Below are 21,303 nucleotides of genomic sequence, written 5' to 3' on the forward strand. Positions count from 1 at the left end.
CGCCTCAAAGGCCTCCGCGATGCGCGCCCACTCCGGCTTCTCCACCTGCTTCGGCATACCCAGAAGCGTCCGCTGCGCGCCGCGCCCCCGGCAATCCCTCACGGCACGTCGTTGGCCGGACGGTTACGTCGCTCCAGTCATACGTCCCTGTCTGGCATACGCCAGTGTGTTGCCTTCATGAAGTGGCGCCGCGCCAGACTTCAAGAATGCGGAAGAGATTGAGGGTATCTCTGTGCGCATGCGACGCCTGATCACGCCGAACGACGGCATCGGAATATACGAGTAGCACGTCGAGTCCAGATTCATGTGAAGAGTCGAATGTTCACAAGGCAGACGGCGGACTCATCTCGGCTGGGCGTAACTTGTGCGGGTTCGACACGTCTTCTGTTCTAGGTTCTTGGGAATGATAAATACGTGTTCTGTGTTTGCGTTAGGCTTTGTCGAGCCCTAGCGTGGTTCGTGTCTTTCCGTGGAGCCCTGCGAGTAGTTGCTGTTTAGATGTAGAGGAAAATCCTCCCCAAAAAACTCTCCCTACTGTGCATAGAAATAACTGGTGAATTAGTTCTTCTCCGGCCGTCCATTCTTTGGCAGCGGCCGATATCAAGGCGTCAGAATGTGCAAGGTTGGCAAGTGCGGTGTGTGTGGTCCATTTCCCGGGGAGTTGGCCGTGGACGATTGCTGATATTCGGGCGTACCATTTTCCAAGATTCGAGATGAGTCCAAACTCTTTTTCAGACTCAACGAAGCTGGGTGTATGTGTCTTGTGGAAGTCGATGATTTCTTTTCGATCCGTGTAATAGCCCTCGTTTCTTGTTAGTGTTGCCAGTTCTGTTGGATGTGTTCGGAAGTATGTGTAATATAAAGCTGTTTCTAGTGCGGTGCGCATTGCGGCCGCTGCGGGTTTGTAAAGAGCGATGCTTGTGAGCATGACGGCATGATGTCCAGCGATTTGCATTTCTCGGATGAATGACAGGGCCGGATTTCCTGTGTCGGTGTCTTCCAGTTGTTTCGACCAGATGGCTAGGCGGAGGCTGCCTTTGGCCATTTCGAGCGGGATGGATGGGATTGATAGGTAGTGATTGATGTTGTCTTTCCATGCAATGCTTTCGAGGGATATTTTGAGTTTTTTGTCGGGCATTTGTTGCTCCAAGAGTGAGTTCTATGTGCGGTGCATTAGCTCAACGAGGAATGGATCGGAAATCTCAATTCGTTTGTTTAGCCAGTCGAAGAAGTCTCGAAGGGTGACTTCGTCTGCTTCGCTGGTGAACATCTCGATGATGGCGTCAAATCCCGCTCCTCCCGCGGGAAAGAGGGATCTCAGGTGTTTCATGCGTTGAGTGATTGCTTCTTCGATGTCTCGTTTTGAGATCTTTCTCTTCTTTAGGGCTTCTTTTGTTATGAATGCCAAGTGGGCGCGGAGTTCGTAGTTTAGCGATGAGTGGTGCTCTATGTAGTCTGGAAGTGGCTTTGTGCGAGTTCGAGCAGATGGGAATGCGCTATCGATCAGAAGGGCAAGATCTAGTGATAAACCTCCATGGGTCTTGAAATCTTCTGATATTTGAGACAGTTCCTCGTCTGTTAGTTCTGACGAGAATATCGCAGCGGTCATGATTCGAAGTGCTTTGGATTTGACTTTTGAGTTCAAGGGGTCACCGATGGCTGGATGCTGCGGAGAAAATCGGCACTAACTGAAAGAAGATTCGTGAATGCGGAGGTGCTGTAGGGTTTTCCGCTCGACCATACAAAACCATGGCCTTCAAAGGGTTCCTCAAAAACCTTGTACCATTTCAGCGTGTTCGGGAGGCATAGTGGGCCAAGTGTTTTGTCCAGGCGGATGGTTGATTCTGTTTTGTCTATGCCGTTTCTAGGCATTGAGTTGAACAGGATGTGTGGTTTTGGGTTTGTCCCCAGGCTCTTGGCTTGTATGAATTTCATCATCAGGCCAATGCCTCTTGCTGCATAGCGGCTGGAGACTACGGGGATTAGTACGTGGTCGGAGTTTTGTAGTGATGTCTTGGTGAAGATTGATCCTGCAGGATGGCAGTCGATAAGTATGATGTCGTACTGACTTCGACAGAGCGTGATGAATTTCTTGAAGCGCTCCTCAATGGGGGCAAGCTTTTTCTCCGTGTCGCCGAGCGCGACATACATCAGGTCGAGGGTCGAGGGGATGATGTCTAGTTGGCCATGTTTTGAGCTGTATATGGTGTGGGCAAGTGCCGAGGGATCGGGCGGTGTTAGATTGCCTGGAACTTGAAGCTGGAAGGGGTCGAGGTCCTTGTGTGGTTCTTGGATGATGGATAGAGTTGTTTTGTTCGCGGACTCAAGTGCGAAGTATTGTGTTGCTGGTATGTATGTTTGTGAAAGGTTGAATTGGGGATCGTAGTCGATAAGTAGTACTTTCTTCTGTGATTGAGATTCAACTCGGTAGCGGGCAAGTATTCCTCCTAGATGGGCGGTAACTGTGCTTTTTCCTACTCCGCCCTTCATGTTCATGACGGTGACTACGGTTGCATTGGGCATTGTTGTGGTTGCTTCCAGTGGATGCAGGGGGAGATGCTTTGTGGGTTGACGGTGTCAGACACGGCTCTTTGCGACTTCCATACAGTTTGGCGTACGACTGAGCGCTACTTGATATTGCCTGGCTTGATGGATGGCCAAGTGCTGCAGACTGCCCCTTGCCGTTCCGAAAGGACCAAGTGAGGAGTAGCTAGAACGTGTTGAGTCATTGGCCATGCCGGCGCCCTCCATGAATGATTGGTAGTGCCTATCGGATACTACTATGGCTTCGTGCTGACCGGATCCCCCAGCCGCCACACCGTGAACGTGTGCAGCCTGCGCCCCCGGAAGACCCCCGTGAGCTTCACCGGGCCCTCCACGGAACCAAAGCGGTACACCAGTTCCTCCGGAGGCGCCGCGCCGTTCTCCGAACACCACAGCACGTCCTGCCCGGGCTTCAATTCCAGCTCAGGCCACAGGTCATACTGGCTCTTGCGCCGTGACGGCCCCACCGTGTCCGTCTCCACGCCCGCAGTGTACGCGACCTGCGAAGCCAACTGGTACGTGGGCGCGTAGACCGCCGTGGGACCCGGCGCCATGCCCGGGAACAGCTGCTCCGGCGTCCTCAGCCGCTCCAGCACGCCCCAGCCGTGCGTCCGCGCCAGCACCACGTCCCGCTCGAACGTCAGCACCGGGAACAACAGGTGCGACGTCACCGCGAGCACCACCGCCATCCCGCTCCACGCCGCCGCCCGCTGCCACACAGGCCGCATCCCCGCGACCCCAATGCACGCAGCCACGTACGCCGCCGCCGGCCAGTTCGCCTCGCCCCGCGTCTTCGCCGCCGCGTAACCGAAGAACAGCAGCGGAATCACCGCCGCCATGCGCAGCAGGAACTGCTCCCTTGGCCCGCGCACCGCGTACACCAGCGCCAGCGGGAACAGCACCGGCCCGCCCATGGCGAACTGTCCCGCCACGTACTCGCCGAGCGTCGCCCAGCCGCCGCTCCCGCCCAGGCCGTGGTTCAGCTGGAACTTGAACCCCACCCACTCATGGCTCGCGTTCCACAACACCACCGGCAGGAAGCACAGCAACCCGAGCCCCGCCGTCACCCACGCTCCCGCCGGCAACCGCCGAGCCCGCAGCGCCGCGACCATGAACGTCAGCCCCAGCAGCACGGACGGATACTTCGACAGCAGCGCGAGCCCACACGTCAGCCCCGCCAGCACCCACTTCTCGCGGTAGAGCGCCCACAGCCCCAGCGCCCAGAACAGCAGCATCGGCGAATCCGGCGTGGCCCAGACTCCGGAGAGGATCCCCACCGGCACCGCGCTCCACAGCGCCAGCGCCCTCCAGGCCGCGTCCCTGGACCGATACACGTCCAGCGCCAGCCCCCACACCGCCACGCCCGTCCCCAGCCCGCACAGGAGCGCCGTCCCCCGGATGCCCAGCGCGGCGATGAGCCACGCCACCATCGGCGGATGGTCGAAATATCCCCATGCGAGATGCCGGGCCCATTGCCAGTAATAGGTTTCGTCGAAGTAGACGTCCGTTCCCAGCGCCAGCGCGAGCCGCACCCCCACACCCAGCCCCACCAGGACAAGGCACGTCTTCATTCCCGGGCCGGGGCTGGAGTGGGCGGACGCACGCACGCCCCCGGACAAAGCGCACCGGAGGGCCGTTGGCCAGCGGGGAGTGAGACCATTTCAGCTTGCCCCCGCGAACCCAGGCTCACAATGTGAAGGGCCGCGAAGCCGCAGCACACCGGGAGTACCCCATGGCAGACCATCCCCCCTCCGCTCATACCAACCGTCTGGCCCAGGAGCCGTCGCCGTACCTGCGCCAGCACGCCACGAATCCCGTGGACTGGTACCCCTGGGGGGACGAAGCCCTGGCCCGCGCTCGCGCGGAGAACAAGCCCATCCTGCTCTCCGTGGGCTACTCCGCGTGCCACTGGTGCCACGTCATGGCCCACGAGTCCTTCGAGCACCCGGACATCGCGCGCCTGATGAACGACGGCTTCATCAACATCAAGGTCGACCGCGAGGAGCGCCCCGACCTGGATCAAATCTACCAGGGCGTCGTGCAGCTCATGGGGCAGGGCGGTGGCTGGCCCCTCACCGTGTTCCTCACCCCGGACCTGCGCCCCTTCTACGGCGGCACCTACTTTCCGCCCTCGGACCGCTACGGCCGGCCCGGCTTCCCGCGCCTGCTCACCGCGCTGCGCGACGCGTGGGAGAACAAGACGGACGAAATCGAGGAGCAGGCCCGGCGCTTCCAGGAGGGCCTGGGCGAACTGTCCACCCACGGACTGGACGCCGCTCCCGCGCACCTGTCCGCGGAGGACATCGTCGCCATGGGCCAGTCCATGCTGAAACGCATGGATCCGGTGAACGGTGGCTTCGGCGGCGCCCCCAAGTTCCCCAACCCCATGAACGTGGCGCTGCTCCTGCGCGCGTGGCGGCGCGGCGGCGGCGAGCCCCTCAAGGCCGCGGTGTTCCGCACGCTGGAGCGCATGGCGCTGGGCGGCATCTACGATCAGCTGGGCGGCGGCTTCCACCGGTACTCCGTGGACGAGCGCTGGCTGGTGCCCCACTTCGAGAAGATGCTCTACGACAACGCCCAGCTCCTGCACCTGTACTCGGAAGCAGAGCAGGTGGAGTCACGACCGCTCTGGCGCAAGGTCGTGGAGGAGACCGTCGAGTACGTCCGCCGCGAGATGACCGACCCGGACGGCGGCTTCTACGCCACGCAGGACGCGGACAGCGAAGGCGAAGAGGGGAAGTTCTTCGTCTGGCATCCCGAGGAGGCCCGCGCGGCCTTGTCCGTGGGCCAGCAGTCGGACACGGTGCTGCGCCACTTCGGCATCAAGCCCGGCGGCAACTTCGAGCACGGCGCCACGGTGCTGGAGGTCGTCGTCCCCGTGGAGCAACTCGCGAAGGAGCAGGGCCGCCCCGTGGAGGCGGTGGAGAAGGAGCTGGCCGAAGCGCGCCGCGTCCTCTTCCTCCTGCGTGAGCAGCGCGTGAAGCCGGGCCGCGACGACAAGATTCTGGCGGGCTGGAACGGACTGATGATCCGCGGGCTCGCGCTGGCGTCGCGCGTGTTCGACCGTCCGGACTGGGCGAAGCTGGCGGCGGGCGCGGCGGACTTCGTGCTCGCGAAGATGTGGGACGGCAAGCGGCTGTTGCGCTCGTACCAGCACGGCCAGGGCCGCATCGACGGGTTCCTGGAGGACTACGGCGACTTCGCCTCCGGCCTCACCGCGCTCTACCAGGCCACCTTCGACGCGAAGTACCTGGACGCGGCGGACGCGCTCGTGCACCGCGCGGTGGAGCTGTTCTGGGACGAGGAGAAGCAGGCGTACCTGTCCGCGCCCCGGGGACAGAAGGACCTGGTCGTGGCGGCCTTCTCCCTCTTCGACAACGCCTTCCCGTCAGGCGCGTCCACGCTGACGGAGGCGCAGGTGACGCTCTCCGCGCTCACCGGCGACGTGTGCCACCTGGACCAGCCGGAGCACTACGTCGCCAAGCTGCATGATCAGCTGGTGCGCAACCCCATGGGCTACGGCCACCTGGGGCTCGCGGCGGACTCGCTGGTGGACGGCGCGTCCGGCGTCACCTTCGCGGGGACTCGCGAGGCCGTGGCGCCGCTGCTGGCCGCCGCGAACCGCACCTACGCGCCGGTGTTCTCCTTCGGCTGGAACGACACGGGCTCCGCTCCGCCCGCGCGCCTCCAGGAGCTCTTCGAGGGACGCGACCCGGTGGAAGGGAAGGGCGCCGCGTACCTCTGCCGCGGCTTCGTCTGCGAGCGGCCCGTCACGGAAGCAGGCCTGCTCGCGGAGCGACTGGTGGCGGCCCCGGGCCACTGACGCGGCCACGGGGACGCGCGCCGCGACTACTTCACGTCCGTGACCTGGAGCGAACCGATGAGGGGCGTGATCTCCGCGTTCCCCTCGTAGCCCACGTAGAAGTGCGTGGCGTCCGCGACGGGCTGGTTGAAGGTCGGATCCAACTGGGTCCACTCGCCCACGAAAGCCTCCACCCACTCGTGCCAGTACAGCGCGGGCACGCCGTCGGAGTTCACCATGTAGATGACGCCGTCCACGCGGCGCGCGGGGATGCCGGACGCGCGCAGCATCGCCACCGTGAGCAGCGAGTGCTCCGTGCAGTCGCCCTTCTTCTGGCGCAGCACGTCCGTGGCCCGGTCCGCGCTGGCGCCGTAGTCCTTCTGCAGGTTGCTGTACACCCACGCGGACAACATCCGCGCCGCCGTGTACGCGTCCTTCTCCTCGCGGATGATGCTCTTGGCCTGCGCCTTGATGGCCGGCGCATCCGCCTCCACCGCGAGCGTGGACTTGAGGTTCTCCCCCTTGTCGGGGTCCGCCACCGGCCGGGCCGCGCGGCCCTTGGGCGAAGGCGGCGCCGCCAGCAGCGTCACCTCCACGCGGCCGTCCGGCAGCCGGTGGTACTTCTGCCGGTACGTGTCCTGCTGGAACTTCTCCGGCAGGTTCTTCATCACCAGCTTCACCTGGCCGGGAATCTCGCGCGCCTTCGCGGGCAGCGGCTTGGGCAGCACCACGCGCGTGAGGCCGAACACCTCCACCAGGTCCATCCGCTTCGCGACGGACTCGGACTCGGCCCGCGCCTGCATCGTCTGGCCGAAGTCCACCCGCACCATCTTGCCGTCCGTCGTCAGGAAGGCCGCCACCGGCACCTTCTCCTTGTCCGACAGCGTGCTCACCCGCGACAGCTTCACCTTCACGCCGCCCAACATCTGCTCCTCGGGCGCCTCCACCGTGGTGACGGTGCGGTAGCCCTCCAGGTCCGTGCCGTCCAGCGCCACGCCCTCCACCTTCTGGCCGCGCAGCAGTGCCACGCGAGCCTGGTCCGCGTCCTCCACCGTCTCCTTGGGCAGCGGCATGGGCTTGAGCACTTCATCCGGCTGGCCCGGGCGCTTGCGCACCACGCGCAGGGAATCACCCGTCACCGTGCCCACCAGCTCGTTGTCCCCGCCGTCGCCCTTCTGCGTGACGGTGAAGGACAGGAGCTTGCCGCCCGGCTTCGCTTCGTAGACGCGGACCTCGCGGTGAACGCGCTCCGACACACGCGTGCCCACCTGCGCCTTGAAGATGAGCTCGTTGATGCTCTGCGCCTTGTTGCCCGGCAGCACCGTCAGGTCGGTGAAGAACCAACCCACCTTCTTGTCCATCAGGTACAGGCCGAAGTACTCGCCGCCCTTGGGGCGCGGGGCCTTCAGCGCGTCGGAGAGCTCCTGGGCCTGCGGGGCCTGGGACGTCTTCGCCTGCGCCTTGGCCGCCGCGGCCTTCACCTGGTTCTTCAGTGCGGGGGCCTGGGCCCAGGCCGCGGAGGGCGCCCCCGTCAGCAGGGCGAGCAGGCTCAACAATCCCAGACGGGTGCGTCGCATCGGTCGGTTCATGGAAGGCATCTGCTCGCTCCTGATGGGGGACTACAGGCGCTTGGTCAGGATGATGAGGTCGTCACCCTGCTTGTAGAAGTCGCGCAGGCGCGCCTCTTCGCCGTACTTCATGGACGCGTAGAAGCCGCGCGTGGGGCCGTAGGCCTCCGTGGCGCTCGTCTCCACGCGGATGAGCCGCGCCTTGCGGCGGCGCAGGTCGCCCTCCATGGAGGACACCAGCTGCGCGCCAATGCCCTGGCCGCGAACTTCCGGCGCGGAGGCAATCCAATACAGGTCGAACGCGTGCTCCGTCATCGGCGTGGGGCCGTAGCAGCAGTAGCCCACCAGCCCGCCGCCGTCCTGCCCGCGGTCCGCCACGAGGATGGAGTAGTCCCGGTTGCCCGCGGTGAGCGCGGTGTCAACCAGCTCGATGGCGCAGTCCTGCTCCTCCTGCGAGAAGGTTTCGATTCGCCGGATCAACGCGGCGAGCGGTTCCCGGTCCTTTCTTTCGAGTGTGCGGATTTCCATGGGCTCTTTCGAGAGCGACCTCCACGAGTCGCGAGGCCAGGGTCGCGTAGTCCATGCCGGCGGCCTGCGCCGCCTTCGCGTACCCCGCGCCCGGGTGAAGGTCGCAGTTGGGGTTGATGTCGATGACGTACGGCACACCCTCGGGCGACACCCGAAGGTCCACGCGTCCATAGTCCTGGCAATCCAGCGCTGCAAATGCTTCCAGCGCTGTCTGGATGCAACGCGCTTCCTGCACTGCGTCGAGCCGGCAGGGCCCCGTGGGCGAGTCCCGGTACTCCGGTGACTCCGCCTCCCACTTGGCCCGGTACGACACGATGTTCGGCCGGTCGTCGAACGCGCGACCGAAGTGGATCTCCGTGAGCGGCAGCGCCTGACGCGGGCTGTTGCCGAGCAGGGGCACGTAGATCTCCCGCCCCTGGATGAACTGCTCCACCAGCGCGGGCTGGTGGAAGGTGCGCAGCACGGACTCGCACGCCCGCACGAGCGCCGAGCGCTCCGTCACCACGGAGTCGAAGTCCATGCCCACGCTGGCGTCCTCGCGCGCGGGCTTCACGATGAGGGGCCACGGCAGGTCCACCGCCAATGCGTCCTCGCGCTTGCGCACCACGAAGGAGGCGGGGGTGGAGACGCCGTGGGCGCGCAGGATGTCCTTGGCCTTGGGCTTGTGCAGCGCCAGCCCCAGCGACAGGGCGGACGAGCCGGTGTACGGCAGGCCCAGCGCGTCCAGCAGGCAGGGGACGGCCATCTCTCCGCGGCTGTCCGCGGCCAGCGACTCGCAGAGGTTCACCACGAGGTCGGGCTGGAGGAAGCGCAGGGCCTCCACGAAGTCCAGCTTGTCTCCTTCGATGGCGAGCGGCTCGGCGACCACGCCGTCCCGGCTGAGCGCGTGGGCCAGGCTCTCGGCCACCCGGACCACGTCCTCGCGGGCTTCGCGCCCGGGGTCGTCCTCGAGGAGGTCGTGGTCACGATTGTGCAGCAGGATGATGTGCATTCGGAGTGCCCCGAGGGTTAGCACGTCCCCACGGACCTTCCCAGCCTGTGGCGTGGTGGCCGGTCGGTCCCTCACAGGGCTACCGCCTGCCAGGGTATGCGCTACGGTGGGTGGACCCGTCGGAGCGGAAACCGGCCACCCCCGGCTTCAGGTCCCGACAAGGACGACATGCGGATTCGCGACCCCATCCACGGCGTCATCCCGGTGAGCGACCCGGAGAAGGCCGTCATCGACAGTCGCTTCTACCAACGTCTTCGCTACGTCCGGCAGCTGGGCTTCGGGGACATGGCCTTCCCCGGCGCCACCCACACCCGCCATGCCCACTGCCTGGGCGCCATGTACGTCGCCTCGCGCGTCTTCAACGCCGTGGCCAGCCGCTCCGACCTGCCGGACGATGTGCGTGAACATTTCTGCACCGCCGTGCGCCTGGCGGTCCTCTGCCACGACCTGGGGCACATGCCCCTGTCGCACGCCTCCGAGCGCATCGCGCCCCGGCGGTCGCTGCTGCGGCTGCCTGGCTGGTTGGACTCCGTGGCGGAAGGGGAGCAGGCGACCCACGAGGACTACACGGCGAAGCTGCTCCTGGACAGCTCGCTGACGGAGGTCATCCAGAAGGAGTTCGGCTCGCGCGGCATCACCCCCATGGCGGCGGTGGCGCTGATTACGGGCGCGAAGCCTCCCAAGGATCCGGGCTTCACGTACAAGGGCGTGGACTGGACGCCGCTCCTACGCGCCATCGTGTCTGGCGAACTGGACGCGGACCGGATGGACTACCTGCTGCGCGACTCGTTCTACACGGGCGTGAACTACGGCCGGTATGACATGGATTGGATCGTCTCCAACCTGAACCCGGCGGTGAAGGACGGGCGCGCGGTGCTGGCCCTGTCGCGCGCGGCGGCGTTCGCGTTCGAGGACTTCCTGCTCAGCCGCTACCACATGTTCGTGTCGGTGTACCTGCACCACACGTCAGTGAACTTCGACCACATGCTGCGCCGGTACTACGAGGAGACGCCCGGCGAGTTCGAGATTCCCCACGACCCGGAGGCCTTCCTCCTCTGCGACGACGCGGCGCTCTGGTACACGCTGCGCCGTTCGAAGAACCGGTGGGCGGAGCGCATCAGCCGCCGCCAGGGCTTCAAGCTGCTGGCGCAGTTCACGGAGCGCGACACCGGCTACGACCTGGAGGTGCTCAACAGCGCGCTCACCAGCGGCGGCTTCGAGCACTACACCGTGCTGTCCAAGGGAGCGCTCAGCAAGTACGTGGGGTCCTCCGGGGCCGGCGGCAACCCGGGGTTGTTCATCCTGGATGTGTCCACGGGGCGGCTGACGGAGGTGGCGCGCTACACGCCGCTCTACCAGCGCTACAGTGGCGCGGTGCGACTGACGCGGCTCTATGTCCGGCCAGACCAGGCGGAGCGGGCGCGCGAGATGATGGGCCGGCTGCTCGGCCAGACGACGCAATCCTGAAGGACGACGGTGCAACCATGAGCGAGCCTCTTCCCGGCATGGGCCTCTTCGCGCCCCACACCCCCGTGGAGCCCCGGCCCTCCTCGGTGGTCATCCTCTACCGGCGCATGCACGCCAGCGTGGAGGTGTTCTGGGTGAAGCGCGAGAGAGCGCTCACCTTCGCGGGCGGCTTCTATGCCTTCCCCGGCGGCAAGCTGGACAAGGACGACCACGACGTCCCCGTGCAGGGCGCCCAGGGAGAAGAGGCCGCGCTGCGCTCCGCTGCGGCGCGCGAGCTGTTCGAGGAAGCGGGCGTGCTGGTGGCGGAAGGCGCGCGTGCACTGTCTCCGGAGGCGCTGGAGGAGGGGCGCGCGGGGCTGCTCGCGGGCACGGCGAAGTGGAGCGAGTGGCTGACGCGCCACACGCTGTCCCTTCGCGCGGAGGACCTCAAGCCCGCGGGGCGCTGGGTGACGCCGCCGTCCATCCCGGTGCGCTTCGACACGCGCTTCTACCTGGTGGAGCTGCCTGAGGGCTCGGCGGCGAGCATCATCCCGGGCGAGCTGACGGAGGGCGCGTGGATCCGCCCGGAGGACGCGCTGTCTCGCTGGAGCGATGGCTCGGCGCTGCTGCATCCGCCCGCGCAGCACGCGTTGCAGGTGCTGTCCGAGTTCACGGACGAAGCGGACGCGCGCGCGAAGCTGAGCACGCCGCCGTACTGCCCGGGCTACGTGGCCCAGCGCATCGAGTTCCAGCGCGGCGTGCGCGTGGTGGCGCTGGAGACGCCCACGCTGCCTCCGGCGACGCACACCAACGCGTACGTGCTGGGCACGGGCGACCTGCTCATCGTGGACCCCGGTTCGTCGGACGTGAAGCAGTACGCGAAGCTCCTGTCGCTGGTGGCGGGCCTGAAGGCGGAAGGAGCCCGTCCGGTGGCGGTGGTGCTCACCCACCACCACGGCGACCACGTGGGCGGAGCGTTCGCGGTGAAGGAGCGGCTGGGCATTCCGCTCTGGTGCCACGCGCGCACGGCGGACCGGTTGGACTTCCCGGTGGAGCGGCTGCTCGAAGACGGCGAGGTGCTGAACCTGGACGGGCCGATGGTGCAGCGCTGGCACGTGCTGCACACGCCGGGACACGCGCGCGGTCACCTGTGCCTGGTGGACTCGCGCAGCAAGGCGGCCATCGTGGGGGACATGGTGGCGAGCGTGGGCTCCATCGTCATCGACCCGCCGGAGGGCAACATGGTGGACTACCTGGCGCAGCTGACGCGGCTGCGCGACTGGCCGGTCACCACGCTGTACCCCGCGCACGGGTCACCGGTGCCGGACGGCCCGGGCAAGCTGAACGAGTACCTGCGTCACCGCGCCCAGCGCGAGGCCCTCGTCCTGGAGGCGGTGCCCGCGACGGGCGCGACGCTCGCGGAGGTGGTGGCCACGGCCTACGCGGACACGCCGCCTCTCTTGCACCCAGTGGCGGAGCGCAGCGCCCTGGCCTCGCTGGAGAAGCTGGTGGCGGAGGGCCGCGTGCGTGAGGAGTCCTTCACCTGGTTCCGCGTCGGGGCTTAGCTAGAAGCTGCCCATCAGGCCCAGGTGCGGGCCCTTGCTGCTGTAGGTGGCCACGGGCATCAGGCGCACGGTCGGAGCCGGGGCCGCCTGCATCGCGGCTTCCTGGCGCAGGGCATTGGCGTTGGACAGTTCGAAGCCCGCGCTCGCGCCCACCACCGGCAGGATGAAGAGGGCGGCGTTGAGGGCCGGCGGCGCATCCGTGCCACCGCTGTTCACCAGCGTGAGCGCCAGGAACGTCGCGCCCCAGCCCACCATGCTCCCGGCCACCGTCGCGCCCACGCGGCCGCGCCCGCCCATGAAGCGGCCGCCCGCGTAGGTGCCCACCGGGATGCCGATGATGCCTCCCGCCGCGGCGCCCGCGACGGCCATCACCAGGCACTCGTCACAGCCCACCGTGGCGGAGCCCAGCAGGTACCCCACCGAGCCCAGCACCGTCGCGCCCACGACGCCACCCGCCGTGCCGCTCAGCACCTCCACCGCCACGCGCGGCACCGGGTCCTTCGCGGCGGGCGCGGACTTCACGGAAGGCAGCGCCTGCGAGGGAACGGAGGTGCGCGTCGGGATCTCGTCACCCTGGGTGACGTCCGGTGGCGGAGGCACGTCCTCGTCCGGCGCGCCCACCAGCGGTGGGGGCGTGAGGCTCCCGGCGGGAACCTGTGCCGGCTCGGCCGGGGGCTCCTGGGCGGAAGCCAGGCCCGACACGAGCAGCAGCGCGAGGAGTGTGGACAGACGTGTGCGCTTCACCAGGACTTGAGGCTACCGCAAGGGCTGCGTCGGCGTCGCGCTGTCACCGGAAGTGGGCGTCTCCTCGCGAGGGCGGCGGCGCAGGGCCCGGTAGACGAGCGGCGCCACGGCCAGCAGCGCCTGCGGCACCAGCGACAGCGCATCCGGATACAGGCCCAGCATGTCCACGTAGATGAAGCGCACCGGCACCAGCGGCAGCGCGCCCACCTCCTGCAACGAGTGGATGCCCTTGCCCAGCAGCATCACCGCCGTCACCACCATCACCACCGTGGAGAGGTTGAAGAGCGTCTTCATGGGCAGCCGGTAGCCCATGCGGTTGATGAAGAGGACCATCACCGCCAGCGCCACGATGCCCGCCACCACGCCCCAGACCACACCCGCCGCGGAGTCCACCGCCAGGCCCTGGAGGAAGATGGCCGTCTCGAAGCTCTCACGCAGCACGGACGTGAACGCGATGACGAACAGGCCCACCGTGCTGCCCCGGCCCAGCGCGCCCTGCATCTTCTGGCGCAGCTCGCCCATGAAGTGGCTCACGTTGGCGCGCGCGTTGAGCCACAGCGCCGCGTACAGCAGCATGCCTACGGCGACGAGCGCGGTAATGCCCTCCAGCCACTCGCGCTGCGCGCCCGCCAGCAGCTTGCGCCCGACGATGTACGCGAGGGCACCCGCGATGAGCGCGGACACCCAGCCCGCGTGCACCACGCGCACCTGGTCCATGGCCTTCATCTTCTTCAGCGCGGCCAGCAGCGCCGTGACGATGATGGTCGCCTCGAAACCTTCACGCAGCAGGATGAGCAGCGTGAGCCACGCCACGGACAGCAGGTCCGTGGTGCTCCCGGTCGTCTTTCGCGCCTGGTCCAACAGCGACAGCAGCTCGCGCCCCTCGTCCTGAAGGTGCGGGCTCTTGCGCTCGGCGGCGAGCCGCGCCTGCATGAAGGCCTCTTCCAGCTTCTGGGTGAGCTCCGGATCGCGCCCGCGCAGCTTGGGCTCCACCGGCTCCAGGCCGTTGAGGTACGCGTCCAGGAGCGCGTTCTTCGCGCCCACGTAGTCGCCCTCCGCGCCCATGCGCATCGCGTGGCCCACCGCCGCGCGCGCGTTGAGCAGCACCTTCTCCTCGTCCGCGTCCGGCATGTTCTGGCGAAGGCACGCCACCTTGTCCGCGCCGAACGTCTTCGCCAGCTCCGCGTCCGTGGACGTGGCCAGCCGCTCCAGCGACACGTTGGGCGGCTCGCCCTTGCACGGCGGCTGGCGCAGCGTGAAGACGAAGAAGGCCAGCGACCAGCGGTCGTCCTCGGTGAGCGTGGGGAAGGCCGGCATCGCCGTGCCGGGCACGCCGAAGCTGGTGGTGTTGAAGGCCTTGTAAGGCGTGAGCCCGTCCTCCATCAGCTCCGGGTCGTGGAAGTTCGCCGGCTGCGGCTCCATGTTGGCCGCGATGGCCACGTCCGCCTTGCCCTCCACGCCGTGGCACGCCGTGCAGTTGGCCTGGAAGAGCTTCTTGCCGTGCTCCAGGTCCGGCGCCACGCGAGGGCTGCGCGCCAGTCCACCCGCCAGCACCAGGCTCTCCACCAGCTCACCGCAGTCGCGGCTCACGCCCTCCGGGTCCTTCGCTTCATTGACGCGCGCCTGGATGGCCTCCACGCGGGGCACGAACGTGGCCGCCGCCGGGCCCAGGTCCTTCGCCGCCGACAGCGCCTCCGCCGCGAAGCTCTTCTGCTCCGTCAGCTCGAACTCCGACTGCGACGACACCGCCGCCGGATAGTCCGCCTGGAGGTACTGGAGGATGCCCACCAGCCGGTGCCAGGTGCGCCCCTCGTCGGTGGCCGGAGCTTCAGCCCGGGCAGAAGAGGACAGCGCGAGCAGCAGGCACAACGTGAGGGAGGCGGCGTGTTTCACGGCCGTCTTCTACCAACCACGTCACGGGCGTTCAATTCTGCGAGTCAAAATCAAATTATGAGACCCCCCTCAGGATCCGAGGGGGGCACACGGGTCAACACCCGGGGTGTTCCCGGGGACGACTCAGCGCTAATTGAGCTCGCAGTACTGCGGGTAGGTCCGGCACGGATAGCAGGGGCCGCCCGGGCCGTAGTAGCAGACCTCTCCGACGGCACAGACGCCGTTATCCGGGCAGATCCGCAGCTCCTGCTCCTGCGCGCCCAACTCCGCGGCCGTGCCTTCGTCGATGGGCCCGCCACAGGCCGCCAGGCCCAGCACCGCGAACAGCCCCAGTCCACGAATCAGGTGACGACGCATGCACGCTCCTTCGGTGAGAGGAACCCGCACGATAAGTCGTCCAGAAAACGCCAGGAATAAGGGCTAGCCCTGACGCTCGTAGGTGAAGAAACCGAAGGGCAGGTCGCCTTCCGGGTGCCGTTCCTCCTCCACCAACCTCCATCCGGTCAGGTCCACGGATGGGAAGAAGGCGTCGCCTGGGAAGCCCCGCTCGATGCGGGTGAGGTAGAGCCGCTGCCACAGCGCTTGCGTCTGCGCGTAGAGGTCCGCGCCGCCCGCGATGAAGACCTCGCTGTCGCCGCGCGCCTGCTCCAGGGCTTCGTCCACGGAGTGGGCCACGCGGACACCTGCCGGAGCGGCCCAGTCGCGCTGGCGGGTGAGGACCACGGTGGTTCGGCCGGGCAGGGGACGTCCGATGGAGTCGTACGTCTTGCGACCCATGACCAGGGTGTGGCCCATGGTGAGGCGCTTGAAGCGGGCCAGGTCTGGCGGCAGGCGCCAGGGCAGGGTGTTGCCCTGACCGATGACGCGGTTCGCTGCCATGGCGACGATGGCGGAGATGCGCGGGCTCATACGGCCACGGGCGCCTTGATGGCGGGGTGCGGGTCGTAGCCTTCCAGCGTGAAGTCCTCGTAGCGGAAGGCGAACAGGTCCTTCACGTCCGGGTTCAGGCGCATGCGCGGCAGGGGGCGCGGTTCGCGCTTCAGCTGCTCCTGCGCCTGCTCCACGTGATTCAGGTACAGGTGCGCGTCACCAATCGTGTGGATGAACTCGTGCGCGGTGAGTCCCGTGGCCTGCGCCACCATCATCGTGAGCAGCGAGTACGACGCGATGTTGAAGGGCAGCCCCAGGAAGATGTCCGCGCTGCGCTGGTAGAGCTGGCAGGAGAGCTTCCCGTCGGCCACGTAGAACTGGAACATCACGTGGCAGGGCGGCAGCTTCATGGAGGGCACGTCCGCCACGTTCCACGCGCTCACCAGGTGCCGGCGCGAGTCCGGGTTCTTCTTCAGCCCGTCCACCAGCTGCTGCATCTGATCCACGTGGCCGCCGTCCGGCGTGTTCCACGAACGCCACTGGTGGCCGTACACCGGGCCCAGGCTGCCGTCCGCGGTGGCCCACTCGTCCCAGATGGTGACCCCCACCTCCTGGAGCGAGCGCACGTTGGAGTCACCCCGGAGCATCCACAGGAGCTCGTGGATGATGGACTTCACGTGGAGCTTCTTCGTCGTCACCAGGGGGAAACCCTGGGTGAGGTCGAAGCGGAGCTGATGGCCGAAGAGGCTCAGCGTCCCCGTGCCGGTCCGGTCGCCCTTTTTCGTCCCATGCTTCAGGACGTGCTCCATCAGACTCAGGTAAGGCTGCATGGGCCCCTTTTTCCCTAGGTGGGGTCGAGCAGGCGAGCAAAATATCGGCCGCTGTCCACCCGCGCACGGCGTCACCGTGTCGCATCGTTAAACAAGGGCTGCCATGAAGATCTACACGAAGACCGGCGATGCAGGAGAGACGGGCCTCTTCGGCGGCGGCCGCGTGGCGAAGGACGACGTGCTGGTGGACGCCTACGGCGAGGTGGACGAGCTCAATGCCACGCTGGGCCTTGCTCGCACGTTCCCGCTGCCGGCGGACCTGGAGCACTTCCTCCAGCGCATCCAGGACCAGCTCTTCACGGTGGGCGCGGTGCTGGCCACACCGCCGCACACCAAGGCGGCGGCCCACATCCCGGAGCTGCGCCCGGAGTGGGTGGAGGAGATGGAGCGCCACATCGACCGCTACGAGGAAGAGCTGCCGAAGATGACGCACTTCATCCTCCCGGGAGGCTCGTCCGCGGCCGCGGCGCTGCACCTGTCCCGCACGGTGTGCCGCCGCGCCGAGCGCCGGGTGGTGACGCTGCTTCGCGAGGACAAGGCTCCGCCCGCCGTGGCCGTGTACCTGAACCGCCTGTCGGACCTGCTCTTCGTGGTGGCCCGGCTGGTGAACTTCCGCGCCGGTCTGCCGGACGTGAAGTGGATCCCCGAGAAGCCGACGAAGTAAGCCGTGTACGCGACACAACTGCCCACTGCCCGGCTCCGGCAGCTCGCCCAGGACGTGGGCTTCGACCTCATCGGCTTCGCGCGCGCGGAGCCCATTCCGCCGTCGTCGCTGATGTCGTGGCTGGAGGCCGGCTACGACGCGGACATGGATTGGATGGGGTCGCGCGCGGAGGAGCGGCTCGACGTGTCGGTGCTCCTTCCGGGCGCGCGCACGGTGCTGTCCTTCGCGAACAACTACTGGCGTGACGATGAGCCCTCGCAGGGCTCGCCCATCGCGCGGTACGCGAGAGGCCGCGACTACCACTCCACGCTGCGCGACCGGATGAAGGCGTTTCGCAAGACCATCAACGCCTGGTACCCGGGGCTGGGTACGTACGGCGGCGTGGACAGCGGGCCGATGATGGAGAAGGTCTGGGCTGCTCGCGGCGGCCTGGGCTACGTGGGCAAGAACGGCTGTCTCATCACGGAGTCTCACGGCTCCTGGGTACTGCTGGCCACGCTCATCCTGGACGCGGACGTGGACGCGTACCCGGACGGACCGGTGGCGGACCGTTGCGGCTCCTGCCGGCGGTGCCTCATGGCGTGTCCCACGGGCGCGCTGGTGGGCCACCGGCAGGTGGATGCGCGCGCGTGTCTGTCGTACCAGACGATTGAGAACCGCGACCGTGACGTGCCGGAGGCGTTCCGGCTCAAGTTCGACAACCTCATCTTCGGCTGCGACATCTGCCAGCAGGTGTGCCCGCTGAACCGCAAGCCGGTGTTCGCGGAAGACGAGCGTTTCGTGCCGCGCGCGGTGGCGTCGCTGGGCACGCTGGAGCTGGCGGGGCTGACACCCGAGCAATACAAGGAACTCATTCCAGGCACGGCGCTGGCGCGCGCGCGGTACGACGGTTTGAGGCGCAACGCTGTCTATGCACTCGGTGTCGCACGTCAGGTGCACGCTCGGCCGCTGCTCGAAAAACTCAGCGGCGACGACAGCGAGCTGGTACGCAGCGCCGCACGATGGGCGCTTCTGCAACTGGAGCCGTGACGCCGTCCTCCGCGACGCCGCCGCTCGGGCGGGTGTACGCGGCGCTGACGGTGCAGGTGCTGATCAGCGCGGGCACGTACCTGGCCGCCAAGCGGGCGATGACGGAGCTGTCGCCGTTCACGGTGGTGCTGTGGCGCTTCCTCGTCTGCGGCGTCGCGTTCGTGACGCTGCTCGCGGTGACGCCGGGGCCCAAGCTGCCGCCGCGCCATGCGTGGCCGCGCATCGTGCTGCTGGGGCTGATGGGCGGGCCGGTGAATCAGACGCTGTTCTTCTCCGGCCTGTCGCGCTCCACGGCGGCGCACGCGGCGCTGTTCTACGCGCTCACGCCGCTGGGCGTGTACGTGGCCAGCCTGGTGCTTGGACGGGAGCGCGCCTCCATGCGGACGACGGCGGGCATCCTCACTGCGTTGGTGGGCGTGGTGGTGTTGCTGCTGGGCCGGGGACTCGCGAGCGCGAGGGGCACGCTGGTGGGAGACCTGCTCATCCTCGCGGCGGTGGTGGCGTGGGTGGTCTACACGACGGAAGGAAAGCCCCTGGCCACCGAGCATGGACCGCTGCGCGCGACGGCCTGGACGATGACGGTCGCCACGGTGTTGCAGCTGCCGCTCGCCCCGTTCGTGCTGGAACCCGAGGCGCTGTGGGCCTCCAGCGCCTCGGCGAAGGCCTCCATCGTGTACGTGGGGCTGATGACGTCGGTGGTGGCGTACCTGCTCTGGTCCTACGCGCTGTCGAAGGTTCCCGCGTCGCGCGTGGCCATCTTCTCCAACCTGCAGCCGGCGGTGACGGCGCTCGTCGCGTGGCTCTTCCTGGGCGAGGCGCTGCACTGGGAGCTGGCGCTGGGTGGTGCGCTGGTGCTCGTGGGCGTGCGGCTGACGCAGAGCGCGCCGGTGAAGACCGCGCCGGTGGTGGTGCGCGCGGGCTGAAGCACGAAGCCCCCCGAAGGCAGGATGCCTCGCGGAGGGCCTCTGGCTGCGTGCTGTGCGGGAGACGGCGTCAGTCGCCGTTGGGGTCCCACTCGGAGATGTCCTTCCGGGCGGGCTCCGCCGGAACGGTGGGACGCGGCGGCGCGATACGGGGCGGCGGCTCCTTCTTCGCCACCGGCGGAGGCGGAGGGGCGGGCGCGTCGTCGTCGTCCGAGCGGCTCGGCTGCACGGGCTCGGCCATCACCGGCTTCGGCTCGGGCTTGCGCGGGGGCGGATCCGCGCGGGGCGGCGGCTCCGCGAAGGCGTCGATGTCCGGGGCCTCCGAGCGACGGGGCTCCGGGTCGGGCGCCACGGCGGGGGAGGGCGGGGGCGGCGTGCGCTCCGGCTCCCGAGCCTTCGCCGGGACGGCCGCCTGAGGCCGCCCGTTGTTCTTCGCGGGCTTCTCGTCCGCCGCGCGGTAGCCCGTGCGCTCCGGAGGCGGCTCCGGCGGATCATCGTAGGAGTCGCGCACCGGTCGCGCGCGCGGCTGCTTGTTCTCCTCGTCGCCGAACGGGTCCTCCTCGCGGCGGCGGTCCTTCTCCTCGATCTCGCGCAGCTTGGCCGCTTCCGTCTTGCTCGCCCGGCGCTCGGGCGCGGCCTCCGGTGCGTCCGGCGCCCGGTTGTTCACCGCGTTGAACTGGCGGGTGCACTGGGTGCGCTTGTCCAGGCAGCTGTCGAAACAGCGCGTCAGCTTCTTGATGGCGGCGCCGTTGCCGCCGTACTCGATGGTGCAGTCCTCCTTGCACATGGTGGCGTCCTCCTCGCATCCGGGCGGGACGGGACCGGCCAGGGCAGGGGTTCCAAACAGGAAGCTGAGGACGACGAGGCGCGGAAGAAGACGCATGGCAAATGTGAAAGCTACCAGTCTTCCGAGCTTCCTGGGCGAGCCCCCCGCGATATCGTCAGGCCTACGCCCGGCGACCGGGCGAGAGGAGACGCATGGCGGCGGTCAAGGTGGGCATCATCGGGGGCCAGGCCCTCTACCAGGCCCTGGGACTCCAGGGGCGCGGCGAACACCTCTCCGTGGAGACGCCCTTCGGGCCTCACAGCGCCCCACTCATCGCCACGGAATTGGACGGCGTCCCCATCCTCTTCGTCTTCCGCCACGGCCAGGGGCACGTCCACAACGCCACCCGCGCGCCCTACCGCGCCAACCTCTTCGCCCTGAAGACGCTCGGCGTCACCCATGTGGTCGCCACCGGCACCGTGGGCAGCCTGCGTGACTCCATCCAGCCGCTGCACCTGGCCCTGCCGGATCAGGTCATCGACCGGACCTACCGCCGCCCCTGCACGTTCTACGACGACGTCGCCGTGCACGTGGAGCTGGCCCAGCCCTTCTGCGCCACCCTGCGCCAGACGCTCATCGACGCAGCCCCCAAGAGCGATACGACGCGCGACACGGAGGTGCACACTTCCGCCACCTACGTCTGCATCGAGGGCCCCTCCTTGAGCACCCAGGCGGAGAGCCAGCTGTACCGCACGTGGGGCGGGGACCTGGTGGGTCTCACCGCCATGCCGGAGGCGCGGCTCGCCCGCGAGGCGGAGCTGCACTACGCCCTCATCGCGCTGCCCACCGACCACGACTCCTGGCGCTCGCAGCCCGTGGGTCAGGAGCCCGAAGCGCTCCTGTCGCAGTTCACCCAGCGGCTGGACGCCGTCACCGCCCACGGCGCCGCGCTCCTTCGCCGCGCGCTGCCCCGCATCGCGAGCACGCCCACCACCTGCCGCTGCGCCAGCGCGCTCGCGCTGGCCATCTTCACCGACCGCACCCGCATCCCCGCGGACGTGAAGAGCCGCCTGCGCCCGCTGCTGGGCCGCTACCTGCCCTCCGGGCTCGTCTAGCGTTCAACACCCGGCACGTCCCATC

The 21,303-nt window shown here is 67.5% G+C and carries 20 protein-coding genes; 7 read left to right on the forward strand and 13 right to left on the reverse strand.

Annotated elements, in window-relative coordinates; all coding sequences use genetic code 11:
* Positions 1-430: 430 nt before the first annotated feature.
* The 4 genes from D7Y04_RS44080 to D7Y04_RS21480 form a co-directional block, all read right to left on the reverse strand.
* Positions 431-1,138: a hypothetical protein gene (locus D7Y04_RS44080; RefSeq protein WP_147477172.1), complete on the reverse strand. Its 708-nt coding sequence runs from the start codon at positions 1,136-1,138 to the stop codon at positions 431-433.
* A gap of 21 nt (positions 1,139-1,159) precedes the next feature.
* Entirely contained in the window at positions 1,160-1,609 is a 450-nt protein-coding gene (locus D7Y04_RS44085) for a hypothetical protein (protein WP_233601528.1), read from the reverse strand.
* A 32-nt stretch (positions 1,610-1,641) separates the two neighbouring features.
* Positions 1,642-2,523: a ParA family protein gene (locus D7Y04_RS21475; RefSeq protein ID WP_121760545.1), complete on the reverse strand. Its 882-nt coding sequence runs from the start codon at positions 2,521-2,523 to the stop codon at positions 1,642-1,644.
* 257 nt (positions 2,524-2,780) lie between these two features.
* On the reverse strand, positions 2,781-4,115 hold the full coding sequence (locus D7Y04_RS21480) for a glycosyltransferase family 39 protein (RefSeq protein ID WP_121760546.1): 1,335 nt from the start codon (positions 4,113-4,115) through the stop codon (positions 2,781-2,783).
* Between the two features lie 161 nt (positions 4,116-4,276).
* Here D7Y04_RS21480 and D7Y04_RS21485 point away from each other — a divergent pair, with 161 nt between their 5' ends.
* Positions 4,277-6,367, forward strand: coding sequence for a thioredoxin domain-containing protein (locus D7Y04_RS21485; protein ID WP_121760547.1), 2,091 nt, complete (start codon positions 4,277-4,279; stop codon positions 6,365-6,367).
* 26 nt (positions 6,368-6,393) lie between these two features.
* On the opposite strand, the gene D7Y04_RS21490 is transcribed toward D7Y04_RS21485, so the two are convergent.
* The 3 genes from D7Y04_RS21490 to D7Y04_RS21500 are packed head-to-tail and all read right to left on the reverse strand — an operon-like array spanning position 6,394 to position 9,433.
* Positions 6,394-7,923: a transglutaminase family protein gene (locus D7Y04_RS21490; RefSeq protein WP_233601529.1), complete on the reverse strand. Its 1,530-nt coding sequence runs from the start codon at positions 7,921-7,923 to the stop codon at positions 6,394-6,396.
* 42 nt (positions 7,924-7,965) lie between these two features.
* Positions 7,966-8,394 (reverse strand): GNAT family N-acetyltransferase, encoded by a 429-nt coding sequence (locus D7Y04_RS21495; protein WP_233597048.1) that lies wholly within the window; start codon positions 8,392-8,394, stop codon positions 7,966-7,968.
* A complete protein-coding gene (locus D7Y04_RS21500; protein ID WP_120577251.1) occupies positions 8,333-9,433 on the reverse strand; it encodes an ATP-grasp domain-containing protein in 1,101 nt (366 codons plus the stop codon). The genes D7Y04_RS21495 and D7Y04_RS21500 overlap by 62 nt, the downstream gene beginning before the upstream one ends.
* A gap of 168 nt (positions 9,434-9,601) precedes the next feature.
* Between D7Y04_RS21500 and D7Y04_RS21505 the strand changes: the two genes are divergently transcribed.
* Positions 9,602-10,900: an HD domain-containing protein gene (locus D7Y04_RS21505; protein WP_121760549.1), complete on the forward strand. Its 1,299-nt coding sequence runs from the start codon at positions 9,602-9,604 to the stop codon at positions 10,898-10,900.
* Between the two features lie 17 nt (positions 10,901-10,917).
* The gene (locus D7Y04_RS21510; protein WP_121760550.1) at positions 10,918-12,444 is read left to right on the forward strand and encodes an MBL fold metallo-hydrolase; all 1,527 of its coding nucleotides are present in this window, start codon (positions 10,918-10,920) and stop codon (positions 12,442-12,444) included.
* On the opposite strand, the gene D7Y04_RS21515 is transcribed toward D7Y04_RS21510, so the two are convergent.
* From D7Y04_RS21515 to D7Y04_RS21535, 5 genes are all read right to left on the reverse strand, one after another.
* Entirely contained in the window at positions 12,445-13,188 is a 744-nt protein-coding gene (locus D7Y04_RS21515; RefSeq protein WP_121760551.1) for a GlsB/YeaQ/YmgE family stress response membrane protein, read from the reverse strand.
* A gap of 12 nt (positions 13,189-13,200) precedes the next feature.
* A complete protein-coding gene (locus D7Y04_RS21520; RefSeq protein ID WP_121760552.1) occupies positions 13,201-15,081 on the reverse strand; it encodes an FTR1 family protein in 1,881 nt (626 codons plus the stop codon).
* Between the two features lie 129 nt (positions 15,082-15,210).
* Entirely contained in the window at positions 15,211-15,438 is a 228-nt protein-coding gene (locus D7Y04_RS21525; protein WP_120598373.1) for a hypothetical protein, read from the reverse strand.
* 63 nt (positions 15,439-15,501) lie between these two features.
* The gene (locus tag D7Y04_RS21530; protein WP_120598374.1) at positions 15,502-15,990 is read right to left on the reverse strand and encodes a dihydrofolate reductase; all 489 of its coding nucleotides are present in this window, start codon (positions 15,988-15,990) and stop codon (positions 15,502-15,504) included.
* Positions 15,987-16,781, reverse strand: coding sequence for a thymidylate synthase (locus D7Y04_RS21535; protein ID WP_121760553.1), 795 nt, complete (start codon positions 16,779-16,781; stop codon positions 15,987-15,989). Before D7Y04_RS21535 ends, D7Y04_RS21530 begins: the two co-directional genes overlap by 4 nt.
* A 103-nt stretch (positions 16,782-16,884) precedes the next feature.
* On the opposite strand from D7Y04_RS21535, the gene D7Y04_RS21540 reads away from it, so the two are divergent.
* The 3 genes from D7Y04_RS21540 to D7Y04_RS21550 are packed head-to-tail and all read left to right on the forward strand — an operon-like array spanning position 16,885 to position 19,397.
* On the forward strand, positions 16,885-17,445 hold the full coding sequence (locus tag D7Y04_RS21540; RefSeq protein ID WP_121760554.1) for a cob(I)yrinic acid a,c-diamide adenosyltransferase: 561 nt from the start codon (positions 16,885-16,887) through the stop codon (positions 17,443-17,445).
* A 3-nt stretch (positions 17,446-17,448) separates the two neighbouring features.
* Positions 17,449-18,474 carry a tRNA epoxyqueuosine(34) reductase QueG gene (gene queG / locus D7Y04_RS21545; protein WP_121760555.1) on the forward strand — a complete coding sequence of 342 codons (1,026 nt, stop codon included), beginning with the start codon at positions 17,449-17,451 and terminating at the stop codon, positions 18,472-18,474.
* The gene (locus tag D7Y04_RS21550; RefSeq protein WP_121760556.1) at positions 18,447-19,397 is read left to right on the forward strand and encodes a DMT family transporter; all 951 of its coding nucleotides are present in this window, start codon (positions 18,447-18,449) and stop codon (positions 19,395-19,397) included. Before queG ends, D7Y04_RS21550 begins: the two co-directional genes overlap by 28 nt.
* A gap of 70 nt (positions 19,398-19,467) precedes the next feature.
* Here D7Y04_RS21550 and D7Y04_RS21555 read toward each other — a convergent pair whose 3' ends face one another.
* Positions 19,468-20,184: a hypothetical protein gene (locus D7Y04_RS21555; RefSeq protein WP_121760557.1), complete on the reverse strand. Its 717-nt coding sequence runs from the start codon at positions 20,182-20,184 to the stop codon at positions 19,468-19,470.
* A 191-nt stretch (positions 20,185-20,375) separates the two neighbouring features.
* Here D7Y04_RS21555 and D7Y04_RS21560 point away from each other — a divergent pair, with 191 nt between their 5' ends.
* A complete protein-coding gene (locus tag D7Y04_RS21560; protein WP_120599235.1) occupies positions 20,376-21,278 on the forward strand; it encodes an MTAP family purine nucleoside phosphorylase in 903 nt (300 codons plus the stop codon).
* Positions 21,279-21,303 lie beyond the last annotated feature (25 nt).

The organism is Corallococcus sp. AB038B (assembly GCF_003668955.1).
Classification (GTDB): domain Bacteria; phylum Myxococcota; class Myxococcia; order Myxococcales; family Myxococcaceae; genus Corallococcus; species Corallococcus exiguus.

Excerpts from the sequence above, each read along its gene's own strand:
- D7Y04_RS44080 (WP_147477172.1), bottom strand. The coding sequence starts at position 1,138 with ATGCCCGACAAAAAACTCAAAATATCCCTCGAAAGCATTGCATGGAAA.
- D7Y04_RS44085 (WP_233601528.1), bottom strand. The coding sequence starts at position 1,609 with ATGACCGCTGCGATATTCTCGTCAGAACTAACAGACGAGGAACTGTCT.
- D7Y04_RS21475 (WP_121760545.1), bottom strand. The coding sequence starts at position 2,523 with ATGCCCAATGCAACCGTAGTCACCGTCATGAACATGAAGGGCGGAGTA.
- D7Y04_RS21480 (WP_121760546.1), bottom strand. The coding sequence starts at position 4,115 with ATGAAGACGTGCCTTGTCCTGGTGGGGCTGGGTGTGGGGGTGCGGCTC.
- D7Y04_RS21485 (WP_121760547.1), top strand. The coding sequence starts at position 4,277 with ATGGCAGACCATCCCCCCTCCGCTCATACCAACCGTCTGGCCCAGGAG.
- D7Y04_RS21490 (WP_233601529.1), bottom strand. The coding sequence starts at position 7,923 with ATGCGACGCACCCGTCTGGGATTGTTGAGCCTGCTCGCCCTGCTGACG.
- D7Y04_RS21500 (WP_120577251.1), bottom strand. The coding sequence starts at position 9,433 with ATGCACATCATCCTGCTGCACAATCGTGACCACGACCTCCTCGAGGAC.
- D7Y04_RS21505 (WP_121760549.1), top strand. The coding sequence starts at position 9,602 with ATGCGGATTCGCGACCCCATCCACGGCGTCATCCCGGTGAGCGACCCG.
- D7Y04_RS21510 (WP_121760550.1), top strand. The coding sequence starts at position 10,918 with ATGAGCGAGCCTCTTCCCGGCATGGGCCTCTTCGCGCCCCACACCCCC.
- D7Y04_RS21525 (WP_120598373.1), bottom strand. The coding sequence starts at position 15,438 with ATGCGTCGTCACCTGATTCGTGGACTGGGGCTGTTCGCGGTGCTGGGC.
- D7Y04_RS21530 (WP_120598374.1), bottom strand. The coding sequence starts at position 15,990 with ATGAGCCCGCGCATCTCCGCCATCGTCGCCATGGCAGCGAACCGCGTC.
- D7Y04_RS21535 (WP_121760553.1), bottom strand. The coding sequence starts at position 16,781 with ATGCAGCCTTACCTGAGTCTGATGGAGCACGTCCTGAAGCATGGGACG.
- D7Y04_RS21540 (WP_121760554.1), top strand. The coding sequence starts at position 16,885 with ATGAAGATCTACACGAAGACCGGCGATGCAGGAGAGACGGGCCTCTTC.
- D7Y04_RS21550 (WP_121760556.1), top strand. The coding sequence starts at position 18,447 with ATGGGCGCTTCTGCAACTGGAGCCGTGACGCCGTCCTCCGCGACGCCG.
- D7Y04_RS21555 (WP_121760557.1), bottom strand. The coding sequence starts at position 20,184 with ATGTGCAAGGAGGACTGCACCATCGAGTACGGCGGCAACGGCGCCGCC.
- D7Y04_RS21560 (WP_120599235.1), top strand. The coding sequence starts at position 20,376 with ATGGCGGCGGTCAAGGTGGGCATCATCGGGGGCCAGGCCCTCTACCAG.